Source organism: Nocardioides sp. F233 (genome assembly GCF_057813895.1).
This window is the reverse complement of the sequence record NZ_JBVASH010000001.1, coordinates 679,112-691,563: the sequence shown is the minus strand read 5'-3', so window position 1 is coordinate 691,563 and position 12,452 is coordinate 679,112. Positions and strand designations below refer to the sequence as shown.

General features: G+C 72.0%; 13 protein-coding genes. 5 read left to right on the top strand and 8 right to left on the bottom strand.

Annotated elements, in window-relative coordinates:
* The 3 genes from grpE to ACZYRU_RS03260 form a co-directional block, all read right to left on the bottom strand.
* Positions 1-393: nucleotide exchange factor GrpE (gene grpE, locus ACZYRU_RS03270; protein WP_488955645.1), on the bottom strand; the 393-nt coding region annotated here is incomplete at its 3' end.
* Positions 390-2,249, bottom strand: coding sequence for a molecular chaperone DnaK (dnaK, locus tag ACZYRU_RS03265; protein ID WP_488955644.1), 1,860 nt, complete (start codon positions 2,247-2,249; stop codon positions 390-392). The genes dnaK and grpE, both read right to left, overlap by 4 nt.
* Positions 2,250-2,389: 140 nt before the next feature.
* Positions 2,390-2,632, bottom strand: a complete 243-nt coding sequence (locus tag ACZYRU_RS03260; RefSeq protein WP_488955643.1) for a hypothetical protein — start codon at positions 2,630-2,632, stop codon at positions 2,390-2,392.
* A 144-nt stretch (positions 2,633-2,776) separates the two neighbouring features.
* Here ACZYRU_RS03260 and ACZYRU_RS03255 point away from each other — a divergent pair, with 144 nt between their 5' ends.
* Positions 2,777-4,336 (top strand): helix-turn-helix transcriptional regulator, encoded by a 1,560-nt coding sequence (locus ACZYRU_RS03255; RefSeq protein ID WP_488955642.1) that lies wholly within the window; start codon positions 2,777-2,779, stop codon positions 4,334-4,336.
* A gap of 90 nt (positions 4,337-4,426) precedes the next feature.
* Positions 4,427-4,984 carry a hypothetical protein gene (locus ACZYRU_RS03250; RefSeq protein ID WP_488955641.1) on the top strand — a complete coding sequence of 186 codons (558 nt, stop codon included), beginning with the start codon at positions 4,427-4,429 and terminating at the stop codon, positions 4,982-4,984.
* On the opposite strand, the gene ACZYRU_RS03245 is transcribed toward ACZYRU_RS03250, so the two are convergent.
* The 4 genes from ACZYRU_RS03245 to ACZYRU_RS03230 all read right to left on the bottom strand — a co-directional run bounded on the left by ACZYRU_RS03245 (position 4,977) and on the right by ACZYRU_RS03230 (position 8,506).
* Positions 4,977-6,536, bottom strand: a complete 1,560-nt coding sequence (locus ACZYRU_RS03245) for a LuxR C-terminal-related transcriptional regulator (protein ID WP_488955640.1) — start codon at positions 6,534-6,536, stop codon at positions 4,977-4,979. The genes ACZYRU_RS03250 and ACZYRU_RS03245 overlap by 8 nt on opposite strands.
* A gap of 393 nt (positions 6,537-6,929) precedes the next feature.
* Positions 6,930-7,535, bottom strand: a complete 606-nt coding sequence (locus tag ACZYRU_RS03240; RefSeq protein ID WP_488955639.1) for a hypothetical protein — start codon at positions 7,533-7,535, stop codon at positions 6,930-6,932.
* A gap of 30 nt (positions 7,536-7,565) precedes the next feature.
* Positions 7,566-7,997, bottom strand: coding sequence for a nuclear transport factor 2 family protein (locus tag ACZYRU_RS03235; RefSeq protein ID WP_488955638.1), 432 nt, complete (start codon positions 7,995-7,997; stop codon positions 7,566-7,568).
* 23 nt (positions 7,998-8,020) lie between these two features.
* Positions 8,021-8,506, bottom strand: a complete 486-nt coding sequence (locus ACZYRU_RS03230; protein ID WP_488955637.1) for a nitroreductase family deazaflavin-dependent oxidoreductase — start codon at positions 8,504-8,506, stop codon at positions 8,021-8,023.
* A 47-nt stretch (positions 8,507-8,553) separates the two neighbouring features.
* Between ACZYRU_RS03230 and ACZYRU_RS03225 the strand changes: the two genes are divergently transcribed.
* From ACZYRU_RS03225 to ACZYRU_RS03215, 3 genes are read left to right on the top strand one after another with little or no spacing between them, the layout of a single operon-like run.
* A complete protein-coding gene (locus ACZYRU_RS03225) occupies positions 8,554-9,444 on the top strand; it encodes a TIGR03619 family F420-dependent LLM class oxidoreductase (protein ID WP_488955636.1) in 891 nt (296 codons plus the stop codon).
* Positions 9,444-10,604, top strand: coding sequence for a hypothetical protein (locus ACZYRU_RS03220; protein ID WP_488955635.1), 1,161 nt, complete (start codon positions 9,444-9,446; stop codon positions 10,602-10,604). Before ACZYRU_RS03225 ends, ACZYRU_RS03220 begins: the two co-directional genes overlap by 1 nt.
* Positions 10,605-10,639: 35 nt before the next feature.
* Positions 10,640-11,563 (top strand): hypothetical protein, encoded by a 924-nt coding sequence (locus ACZYRU_RS03215; RefSeq protein WP_488955634.1) that lies wholly within the window; start codon positions 10,640-10,642, stop codon positions 11,561-11,563.
* Between the two features lie 13 nt (positions 11,564-11,576).
* On the opposite strand, the gene ACZYRU_RS03210 is transcribed toward ACZYRU_RS03215, so the two are convergent.
* Entirely contained in the window at positions 11,577-12,425 is an 849-nt protein-coding gene (locus tag ACZYRU_RS03210; protein ID WP_488955633.1) for an aldo/keto reductase, read from the bottom strand.
* Positions 12,426-12,452: the final 27 nt, after the last annotated feature.

Here is a 12,452-nt window from a genome sequence, read left to right as displayed (position 1 = left end):
GACCTCGCCGAACTTCACCAGGCCCAGCCCGGCAACCACGCGCTCGAGCTGCTCGGCCGTGGCCTTGAAGCCACCCTCGAGCGGCTCGTGCTCACGGGCCCGGTCGATCGTGTCGAGCACGTCGATGATCGGAGTGAGCGCGGCGTACGTCGCGTTCTCGCGCAGCAGCTCGCGGTCCCGCTCGACCCGGCGCTTGTAGTTGAGGAACTCCGCCTGCAGGCGCTGCAGGTCGAGGGTCCGCTCCTCGAGCTCCATCTTCGTGACGGTCAGCTCGTCTGCCTCGGCCTCGGGCACCTCGGGGCTCTCGGCCGCCTCGGGCTCGTCGCCCTCGGGCGAGGGAGCCGCAGTCTCCTGCAGCTCCCCCTCCTCCGGGTTGAGGTTCTCTTCGGTCACTTGGCGTCGCCCTCGGTGTCCTCGTCGACGATCTCGGCCTCGACGACGTCGTCGTCCGACTCACCGGTCGCACCGGTGGTGCCGCCCGCGGCAGCGGAGTCGGCCTCGGCGGCGGCGTACATCGCGGCACCCATCTTCTGGCTGGACTCGCCCAGCTTGGAGATGGCGGCGGTCAGGTCCTCGGGGCCGGACTCGGCGTTCTCGAGGACGCCCTTGAGCGCCTCGACGTCGGTGGTCACCTCGGCCTTGACGTCGTCCGGGATCTTCTCGCCGTTCTCGGCCAGGAACTTCTCGGTCGTGTAGACCAGCTGCTCGCCCTGGTTGCGGACCTCGACGGCCTCGCGACGCTTGGCGTCCTCCTCGGCGTACTGCTCGGCCTCCTTGACCATGCGGTCGATGTCGTCCTTGGACAGCGCGCTGCCGCCGGAGATGGTCATCGACTGCTCGCGGCCGGACGCCTGGTCCTTGGCGGAGACGTGGACGATGCCGTTGGCGTCGATGTCGAAGGTGACCTCGATCTTCGGTACGCCGCGCGGGGCCGGCGGGAGGCCGGTCAGCTCGAAGTTGCCCAGGCCCTGGTTCTGGGACCAGATCGCCCGCTCGCCCTGGGCGACCTTGATCTCGACCGACGGCTGGTTGTCGTCGGCGGTCGTGAAGATCTCGGACCGCTTGGTCGGGATCGTGGTGTTGCGCTCGATCAGGGTGGTGAAGACACCGCCCTTGGTCTCGATGCCGAGGGACAGCGGGGTGACGTCGAGGAGCAGCACGTCCTTGACCTCACCGGCGAGGACACCGGCCTGCAGGGCGGCGCCGACAGCGACGACCTCGTCCGGGTTGACGCCCTTGTTGGGCTCCTTGCCGCCGAGCATCTCCTTGACCAGCTCGGTCACCGCGGGCATGCGGGTCGAGCCGCCGACGAGGACCACGTGGTCGATCGCGGAGAGCGCGACGCCGCCGTCCTTGAGGACGTTCTGGAAGGGCGCCTTGGTGCGCTCGAGCAGGTCGGCAGTCAGCCGCTGGAACTCCGAGCGGGTGAGCCGCTCCTCGAAGTGCAGCGGGCCGTTCTCGCCGTGGGTGATGTAGGGCAGGTGGATCGTGGTGTCGCTCGAGGAGGACAGCTCGATCTTCGCCTTCTCCGCGGCCTCCTGGAGGCGCTGCGCGGCGATCTTGTCGGCGGCCAGGTCGACGCCGTTGGCGTCCTTGAACTTCTTGACCATCCACTCGACGATCGCGTTGTCCCAGTCGTCGCCACCGAGGTGGTTGTCGCCGCTGGTCGCCTTGACCTCGACGACGCCCTCACCGATCTCGAGCAGGGACACGTCGAACGTGCCGCCACCGAGGTCGTAGACGAGGATCGTCTGGTCGTCGCCCTTGTCGAGGCCGTACGCCAGCGCGGCCGCGGTGGGCTCGTTGACGATGCGGTCGACCTTGAGGCCCGCGATCTCGCCGGCCTCCTTGGTGGCCTGGCGCTGCGCGTCGGAGAAGTACGCCGGGACCGTGATCACCGCGTTGGTGACGGTCTCGCCGAGGTAGGCCTCCGCGTCGCGCTTGAGCTTCTGGAGGATGAACGCCGAGATCTGCTGCGGCGTGAAGTCCTTGTCCACCGGGTCGCCGATGTGCTGGGTCCAGTCGGTGCCCATGTGGCGCTTGACCGACCGGATGGTGCGGTCCACGTTGGTGACCGCCTGGCGCTTCGCGACCTCACCGACGAGCACCTCACCGCTCTTCGCGAAGGCGACGACGGACGGCGTGGTCCGCGCTCCCTCCGCGTTGGCGATGACCGTGGGCTCGCCGCCCTCGAGGACCGCGACGACGCTGTTCGTCGTACCGAGGTCGATGCCGACCGCTCGTGCCATGTGTGTTTCTCCTCTGTGCTGAAGACGTTGATTCAAGTTAGTTGAGCCGGATGGACTCAAGTCTGACACAGGCTCCAACGGGTCGCGACCGGGGGTTGTTCCCGGGCGCGCGAACAATCTTCTCCGGGACCCGGCAGCCGTCAGAGCAGCTCCCCGCTCGGCTCGGTGACAGCGCGGGAGGAGCCCGCCGGACCGGGCGCCTGGATCACCGGTGGCGGCGCCGGAGTCGGCTCCGGAACGTCCGCCGGCAGCGGCCCGTGCCGGCCCTGCACGCTGACCAGGAACCCGAGGACGACCGCCAGCACGGCGGCAGCCGCCTCGGCCGCCGTCAGCCCGGCGAGGACCCGCCTGCGGTGCCGGCGCTCGCGCTCCACCTCCTCCACGAATCCCACTCTCCTCAACCAGGACGCGGTGTCATCCCCCAGAACGCGGAATCCGGTGCCCTCGCACAGGGCGAGGGGCTTCCCGCGGGCAGCCCGGGGCCCTACGCTCGAAGGGCGAGGGACCACGCACCGAGGGGATGTGCCGTGAGCCCGGAGCAGGAAGCCCGTCGCACCGCGATGTGGACCCGGATCAGCCGAGGCGAGCTCAACGCCGCCGCCACCGACGCCCAGCTGCTGCTCGGGTCGACCACCGATCCCCGCGTGCACGCCGAGCTGCACGCCGCGCTCGGCCTGGTGCTGCAGCGGGTCGGCCGGATCGCGGAGTCGCGCGACGCGTTCGCGCTGGCCGCCACGCTGGCCGCGGCGCGGCCCGGCGAGCAGGCGTCGTACGTCGCCGACGAGGCGGGCTCCCGGTTCCTGCTGGGCGACCTCGCCGGAGCGGCGCAGGCGGCCGACCGGGCCCGCCGGCTCGGCGAGCAGCACGGCAACCGGTTCGCGGCGTGCGAGGCGCTCAACACCCAGGCCGGGATCGCGCTCAGCAACGGCCGCCCGGCCGACGCCCTGCGGCTGACCAAGCTCGGCATCGGGCTGCAGGCCGCCGAGCGCCAGAGCACCGGCGGCGGGCCGCTCTCGCACCTCTACCACGGGCTGGCGCTGGTCGAGCTCGACCGGTTCGCCGACGCCGAGGCGGCCTTCGGCGAGGGCCTGCGCCGCAGCATCGCCGCCGGGTCGACCGGCCAGGTCGCCTGGTACCACGCGATGCGCGGGCTGGCGCGCTACCTCAACGGCCGCTGGGACGAGGCGGTCCTCGACGGTCACCTGGCGCTCGACGGCGCCCGCTCCGCCGGCACCCTGATCGCCCGGCCGGTCGCCACGGCGGTGGTCGCCCTCGTCGAGGCGCTGCGCGGCAACGTGAGCACTGCGCAGCGGCACGTCCGGCCCGTCGAGGGCGGGCTCACCGCACTCGGGCTTCCCGGCGAGGACTGGCTGTCGATGGCGCGCGCCGCGTCGGCGCCGGAGCACCGGGCGGGCTACGCCGCGCTCACCGAGGGCTGGCTGCACACCCGGCGGACGCCGTACTTCCTCAGCTGGCGCTCGCTCGCCCCGGCCCTGGTCAGCCAGGCGGTGCGGTACGACGACCGCGAGCTCGCCTGCGCGGTCACCGCCAGCGCCGAGGCCGGCGCCGCAGCCGCACCGGGCATCGGCTCCGCCCAGGGCGCCGCGCTGCGCTGCCGGGCACTGCTCGACGCCGACCCGGAAGCGGCCCGGGCTGCGATGGCCGCACTCCGGGACTCGGGACGCCCGTTCGCCCTCGGTCTGGCCTGCCTCGACGCGGCCGTCCTGCTCGGCGCGCGCGGGCACCGCCACGACGCGCAGGCGGCCGTGGGCGAGGCGGCGGACGCATTCAGCGGCCTGCGCGCGATGCCGTGGCTGGCCCGGGCCGGCCGGGCCCTGCTGCAGCTGCCCCCCGACGGCGGACCGGCTCCCGAACGCGTGCCCGTCGGCTGGACGCAGCTCACCAGCGCCGAGCGCGAGGTCGCCCGCCGGGTCGCGCAAGGACTGACCAACCCCGAGATCGCGCGCGAGCTGGTGGTCTCGCCGCGGACCGTGCAGACCCACGCGTCGCACGTCTACGCCAAGCTCGGCGTCAGCTCACGGGTACAGCTGACGGCGGTCCTGCACCGGCACGGGCTGGACCGCTGACCGGCGTCGGATCAGCCAGTTGGCGGATGCCCGACCGATCGCGGCGGGAGGACGGTCGGGTATCAGCCCGACCGACGAGGAGCTCCCGAGATGCGCCATCACCCCGTGCCCGAGCCGCACCACTCCACCACCCAGCTGCGGTGGGAGGAAGTGCACCGCCGCAGCCGCGTCCTGCGCCGGATCGTCGACTCGGGGCGGATCGACTTCGACGACCTCGAGACCCGCGTCGCGTTCGCAGACCGTGACGAGCTGGTGCGCGCGCTCTTCCAGCAGTGGGCGACCCTGATCGGCGCCAGCCTGGACCTGGCCCTCGAGGTCGGCGAGGTGACCAACGCCCGCGAGACCCTGTGCTCGGCGCACCGGGCCGCGCTGCGGCGCGCGCCCGAGCTGTACCGCCTGGTCACCGAGGAGGCGGCCACCCCGCTCGGCGCCCGGCTGCTCGAGCACGAGAACCTCCGCCTCGCGTACGCCGTCGGCCTGGCCACGCCCGGCACCTCGACGCACGACGCCGCCAGCCAGGTCGCCGACCTGCTCGCGTCCGTCGCCCGCCCGGCCGCACGCCGCAAGCCGTCGTGGCTGCGGACGGCGGGCAACTGGCTCCGCGGCCGGGAACCCGAGACCAACGAGGTGCAGGCCCTTCTCAGCTGAGTCCCGATCCAGGCCCCGCGAACAGCCCGGCCAGCTGGACCCGGCCGGCCACCCCGCACTTGCGGCAGGCGCTGGCCAGCTGGGTCTGCACGGTGCGGGGCGACGTACCGATCTCGGCGGCGATCCGGGAGTTCGACAGCCCCTGGATCGCCAGCCGCACGGCGCGGGCCTCGCCCGGGCTGAGCAGGTGCCAGGGCCCCGACGACTCCGACGGTTCCGCGGGACTGCCGGCGACCGCCGCGTCGACCAGCGACCGGGCGACCTCGGCGCTCCAGACCGTCGCCCCCAGTCGGTGGAACACGGCCGCGGCCTCCTGCAACGCGATCACCCGGTCCTCGCTGCGCAGTGCCGCCTGCGCGGCGGCGACGCAGCCGAAGGCCAGCGGCAGCGGGCGGCCGACCGTGCGGAGCAGCTCGAGTCCCGCCGCCAGGGCGACCGGGTCGCCGGCCACCGTGGCGGCGCAGCACATCGCAGTGGCCCGGGCACTCGCCGTGCCAGCGCTGGCTGCGGCCGCGCCGACCCGGGCGCTCACCACCTCGGCCAGCGCCCGGTCCCCGCGCTCCATCGCGAGCACGACGAGCGGGTGCGCGAACACCTTCCAGGCCAGCAGGCTCGGCATCCCCCGCAGCCGGAACCACGCGTCCCGCAGGGCGTCGTACCGCTCACCGGCGTCGTCGGTCGAGGCCGCCGCCGCCAGCGCCACCCACTCCTCGCCGAGCCCGGCGCCCGGCCCGAGCCGGTGCGACCGGGCCTGGTCGATCAGGCTGCGGGCGGTGGTGACGTTGCCGCGCAGGCCCTCCATGCAGGCGGTGATCCCCCAGGCCAGCGGCCGTGCGGCGAGCGCTCCGGTGCGGTCGGCGTACTCGATCGACCGGGCGGCCTCGTCGCGGGCCTCGGTCCAGTGCCCGTCGATGAAGTGCAGCATCGCCTGCGAGGCGAGGTACCAGGCCAGCTGACCGGTGTCGCCCTCCTCCTCGGCGATCGCGACGCCACGCGCGATCGCGACGTGCGCCTCCTCCATCCGGTCCAGCTCGGCCAGCGCCATCGCGAGCAGCACGTGCGCGGTCGAGCGGTACTCCCCCTGGCCCACCCCGTCGTTGCCGTACGCCGTCGCGTCGGTCGCCAGCGCGAGAGCCTCCTCGAGCTCACCGCGCCCCAGGTGCACTGCCGCGAGGGTGGTCCTCGCCTGCCGGACGGCGATCTCGACGCCGTACGCCGTCCCGAGCCGGTCGGCCTCGACCGCCTCCTGCTCCGCCCGGTCCAGCTCACCACCCAGCACGCTCGACAGCGAGCCGAACGCCAGCACCAGCGCCCGGTCCGGCGGCGACCCGTCGACCAGGACGGCGGCCCGCGCGAACTGGTCGCGCGAGTCGGCCATCAGCCCGACCCGCTGCATCATCAGCCCCAGCGCCGCCTCGACCCGCCCCCGCTGCACCGGGTCCACGCTCATGATGAGGAGCCGGGTCGCGACGGCGTACGCGCGGTCGAAGTCGCCGGCCTGGACGTGCAGCCACAGCGCGAGCTCCTGGTCGTCCGCAGGCTCGTCCGTCATCCGCGCCTCCCCCATGTGTGCGGGCGGCCCGAGCCGTCCTCCCATGGTGCGCCCGAGGAGGGCCCGCACCAAGCAAGGCATCCTCAGAAGGACTAAGCGGGTTGGCGGATCCCGGGCCGTGCGACCGAGGCCCGACGACCCTTGTAACTAAGTGTTACAGCGAAAAAACCCGCGCCACAGCGCCCGGGTAGCAGCTACAGCACCCGGGTAGTCGGCCTGGCCGCGACGTGTCCGGGCGGCTCAGCACCGCCCGGGCCAGCCGTGGACAGCAGGCGCCAGGTGGTGGCCCGTCTGCGATCTACCGTGGCGCTGTGGCTACTACCCGGGCGGTGTTGCACCCGATTCCGTGACGTAACACTTAGTTACAAGGGCGGCCGGGACGCGTGAGCCCGCTCAGCCGACGGTGACGCTGATCTCGTTGCTCACGGTGCCGCTGTCGCGGTCGACGACGCGGAACCGGTTGACGCCGCTGACGCCGGTGAAGATGTAGCTGGAGAAGGTGCCGTTGGTGACGCCGACGCTGGCCGGGAAGTCGGCCCAGTCGCCGTTCTCGAAGCGCTGGACGAACAGGATCGCGCCCTCGCCGCCCGGGTAGACGCCGCTGAAGTAGATCCGCTCGCCGCTGGCGACCGTGGTCGCGAGGGCCTGCAGCGAGATCTGGCCGGCACCCGCGCTCTCGCTGGGCAGCTCGGTGGTCGGCTCGTCCTCCGGCAGGTCGGTGCTGTCGTCGGTGGCCGCCGGCTCGTCGGTGTCCTGGGTGTGCAGGGTGACGAGCGGGCCCGTGGCCTCGTCGGTCTCGACCGGCGTGGGCAGGTACATCGACTGGTGCACGGTGGAGCGCGCGGAGGAGTCGCCGTCGCCACCGCCGAGGCCGAGCACCTTGGTGCCGACGAGGGTGACCACCGCCAGGATCAGGCCGACGCCCAGCGCGACCGCGACCAGCGCCACCAGCCCGTTGACAACGGGACGCTCACCGGGGGGCCGCTGTTGGTCGCTCACCCGGCCCATTCTCCAGACGGGCCCCAGAAATCAGAAACCGCGCGTCCAGACGACCTGTTCGTGGAGCCGGCGCGAGCGCCAGCCGGCCGTCGTACGGACGAACGTGTGGCGGTACAGCCCGCCCACCTCGACCACGCGCTCACCGCCCTTGCCGTCCGCAATGCGCATCGGGTTGTGGAAGTACGCCGCGACGGCGGCCTCGTCGCCGGACCCGGCGAACTCGTAGGAGATCTGCCCGAGCATGTGGATCCGGTGGGTCGAGAAGCCGGGCAGCGCCTCGGCGAGCCAGGCCTTGACCACCGGGAAGACGTCGGCGACGCCGCCGCTCTCGGTGTAGTCGATCTGCGCGTCGGGGGTGAAGACGGTGTCGAGCCGGTCGAAGTCGCCCTCGTCGACGGCGAGGGTGTAGCGGGTGATCGCGTCGGCGATCTCGGCGCGGTCGATCAGCTGCTGGACGTCCATCCGGTTGCTCCTCAGCGGTCGGGTCAGCGGGGCTCGAGGACGACGACCGGGATCTCGCGGTCGGTCCAGGCCTGGTAGTTGTCGAAGTCGGCGTACAGCTCGACCAGGCGCGGCCACAGCGCGGCGCGCTCGTCGGGGCCGGCGACCCGGGCGCGTACTGCGCGACTGCGTTCCCCCGGTACGGCGACCGTGGTGTCGGGGCTCGCGACGAGGTTGTGGAGCCACTGCGGGTTCGTCGGCAGCCCGCCCTGGGACGCGACGATGACCAGGTCCGGTCCGTCGGCGAGGTAGAGCAGCGGCGTGGTGAAACGGGTGCCGCTCTTGCGGCCGACGTGGTCGAGCAGCAGCACCGGGACCGGCTTCTTCCAGCCGGCGCCGATCCGCCATTTCGCGCCGATCCGGCCGTTGGTCGCCCGGTAGATGGCAACATTCGCCTTGGCGCCGTACTTGATGATCTTCGCGACGATCGGCTTGTCGAGGCCGTCCGGCTTCGGCTTGGTGGCTGCCATGGGACTCACTCTGGCAGAAATCTAGAACAGGTTCTAGTGTGGCGGCCATGCGCTTCTCCTTCGCCGAGGGCATGACCCAGGCCGACTACTACGCCCCGCTCGCCCAGGCCTGCGAGGCCGCCGGCTACACCTCGATGACGATCGCGGACAGCCTGATCTACCCGCAGGAGTCGGACTCGAAGTACCCCTACACCGACACCGGGGACCGCGAGTTCCTGCTCGGCAAGGAGTTCATCGAGACCTTCATCCTGTGCGCGACGCTGTTCGCGGTGACCGAGAAGCTCCGGCTCACGCCGTTCGTCCTCAAGCTGCCGATCCGCCCGCCGGTGCTCGTCGCCAAGCAGGCCTCGTCGCTGGCGTACCTGTCGAAGAACCGCCTCGGTCTCGGCGTCGGCCTCTCCCCGTGGCCCGAGGACTTCGCCGCCCTCGGCGTGCCGTGGGAGAAGCGCGGCAAGCGGATGGACGAGTGCATGGACATCCTGCGCGGCCTCACCCAGCCCGGCGACGAGCCGACCTTCTTCGGCTACCACGGCGAGTTCTTCGACATCGAGCCGCTCCAGCAGTGCCCCGCGCCGACCGAGAGGATCCCGCTGCTCGTCGGGGGCCACTCGGACGCCGCCCTGCGGCGCGCCGTACGCAAGGGCGACGGATGGATGCACGCCGGCGGCGACGGCGAGGAGCTCGACCGGCTGCTCACCCGGCTCGCGGAGATCCGCGCGGAGGAGGGCGACACCCGCGACGACTTCGAGGTCCACGTCATCTCGTACGACGCCTACACGCTCGACGGCATCAAGCGCCTCGAGGACAAGGGCGTCACCGACTGCATCGTCGGCTTCCGGGTGCCCTACATCAAGGGCCCCGACACCGAGCCGCTCGAGACCAAGATCAAGCACCTCGAGCAGTACGCCGAGAACATCATCGCGAAGGCCAACGCCTGATGTCGGCCGCGCTCGGGCTGACGAAGCCGTTGCAGGACGCGATCGCCGAGGCCGAGGAGCTGATCGCGAACGCGCCGTTCATCAAGACCGAGGCCGACCGGCTCGAGGGCTACGACTACCTCGCCGGCCGGATCCGGATGGCGATGCAGACCGCGTTCGACTACGACCTCGACCAGCCGGTCTTCATCAACCCGACCCACCAGTTCTCGCGGCAGGGCCTCGACAACCCGGACGCGGTCTACTTCAACGCGTACCTGCGCGAGGGCGTCGAGTACGTCGTACGCGGTCGTCGCGGGACCTCCGCCGACCTCTCCTTCCAGGTGATGGGCGGCAGCTACAGCGCCAACTCGGCCGCCACCTCGCTGATGGCCTTCGACGACCGCGAGCTCACCATCGACGACGACGGGTCGTTCTCGTTCACCTACGTGGCCGAGCCGGGCGCGAAGACGCTGATCGTGCGCGAGGTCTTCAACGACTGGGACACCGAGCTACGCGGCACGCTCACCATCGAGCGTGTCGACACCATCGGGCAGGCGCGCCGGTCGCTGAGCGAGGCGACGCTCCGCAAGAAGTACGAGGTGGCCGCCCGCTCGCTGACCAGCTCGATCCAGACCTGGTTCGCCTTCCCCCACTTCTTCCAGTACAAGGAGCCGGTCAACACCCTGACCGTCCCGGCCTCGACGCCCGGCGGCCTCTCCTCGCAGTTCTCCTCGATCGGCCACTACGAGCTCGCCGAGGACGAGGCGATGATCGTGTCGGTCCCGCGCTGCGACGACTGCACCTACCAGGCGATCCAGATCGGCTCGGACTGGTACGCCTCCACCGACTACGAGACCCACCAGACCTCGCTCACCAAGGCCCAGGCCGCGTGCGACGACGACGGGGTGATGCGGTTCGTCATCTCGGAGCTCCCGCCCGGCCCCGACGGCACCCCGATCGCGAACTGGCTCGAGACCACCGGCCACCGCACCGGCCCGATCATGCTGCGCTGGCAGCAGCTCACCCGTGCGCTGTCCGCCGCCGACGGACCGACCGTCGAGATCGTGCCGGTCGCCGAGGTGCCCAAGCACCTGCCGGGGCTGGTCGGGTTGTCGAGCGCGGAGTACGCCGAGCGGATCGCCGCGCGGCAGCGCGCGGTCGCGCGGCGGATGATCTCGTAGCGGAACCTCGGCGGCCCGGGCTCCGTCGTACGCACATGCGCCCGCTCGCCGTACCGACGCTCCTGCTCGCGGCCGTCCTGACCGGCTGCGGGACGGAGGTCATCGTCGACCCCGGGTCGGCGACGGCGCCGGGCGCGTCCACGTCCCCGAGCGCCACGAGCACCGCCGGCCCGACCGCCACGGCGGCCGGGATCGAGAAGCCGCCGCCCTTCCGGGTCCAGCACGACGGGCAGGAGCTCGTCCTGAACCCGCACACCTACTGCTACAGCGGCGGCTGCGGCGACGGCGCGCTGCAGGAACCGGTCGTCATCGGGGCGGCGCCGGAGCTGCGGATCCACGTGCCGGTCGACGACCTCGACCTCACGGTCTCGCTCATGGAAGTGACCTCACCGCCCCACAGCGGCAAGCACTGCACCGGCCGGGCATTCGAGGCGCCCGTCGAGGGCCTCGGCGGCGGTTGGTACCTGCTCCGGCCGTTCGGCCCCGCAGCGACGTACGACGTCAGCCTGTTCGCGTCGGGCCACGGCGACATGGCCGCCGACGTCCGCTGGACCATGCCGGCTGGAGCCGCGATGCCCGAGCCGTCCGCTCGCCTCGCGCTGATCGCGGACAACGACGGGAAGCCCGACAGCTACGGGCTCGAGCTGGCGGTCGACGACCTCGCCGCAACACCGGCGCAGGCGTCGGCCCGGATCGAAGTGACCGCGGGGAACGGTCGGTCGACCACGATCACGCCGCGGCCGACCCGCGGTTCCTGCGTCGGCGACCTCTACCTCACCGCCCCGGAGGAGACCGCGAAGGAGGCCGCCGCGCTGGGCGGCTTCCCGTTCACCACGACCGTCACGCTGAGCGTCGACGGGGTCGAGCACACCGCCACCGCCGTCTACCCGGACGACGAGATCGAGGGCAACGAGCCGAGCGTCGCACTGACGTTCGACCCGCCCCTCCCCGGTCTCTAGTGCCGGACGTGCGTCAGGCGGGGATCCAGTCGAAGACGTCCGGGTTCGGGCCCTGACGACCGGCCTCGCCCCTGTCGAGTGCGGCCAGCGCCGCGACCTCGTCGGCGGTGAGCGCGAAGTCGAGGACATCGAAGTTCTCGGCCAGCCGGGCCTTGCTCAGCGACTTCGGGAACACGATGTCGCCGCGGTCCAGCGCCCAGCGCAGCAGTACCTGGGCGGGTGTCTTGCCGTGTCGCTCGGCGAGCGCGGTGACGGCCGGGTCGGTCAGCTCGCCGCCGCCCTGGCCAAGCGGTGACCAGGCCTGGACGTGGGCGCCGTGGCCGGTGGTCGCGGCGCGGACGGCCTCGTTGGCGAAGTACGGGTGCACCTCGACCTGGTTGACGGCCGGGACGACCCCGGTGGCCGCGACGATCCGGTCGAGGTGGTCGGGCTGGAAGTTGGAGACGCCGACCGAGGTGGTCAGGCCGGCCTCGCGCAGCTCGAGCAGTGCCTCCCAGGTGGAGACGAAGTCGCCGTCGTACCGCGTCGGCAGCGGCCAGTGGATGAGGAACAGGTCGACCTTCTCGAGGCCGAGCTTGTCGAGGGAGACCTTGAGCGAGTCCTGGGCGACGCCGGGCTCGTGCCGGTTGTTGTTGAGCTTGGTGGTGACGTACAGGTCCTCGCGAGCGAGGCCGGAGGCCGCGATCGCGGCGCCGACGCCCTCCTCGTTGCCGTACATCTGGGCGGTGTCGACGTGGCGGTAGCCGATCTCGAGGGCATCGGACACCACGCGCTCGGTGTCGGCCAGCGGCACCTGCCACACGCCGAGGCCGAACTGCGGGATGGCGGTCTGGTCGTTCAGGTCGATCCGGGGAGTGCTCACCCCAGGTGCAACGACCCCGAGCCACGA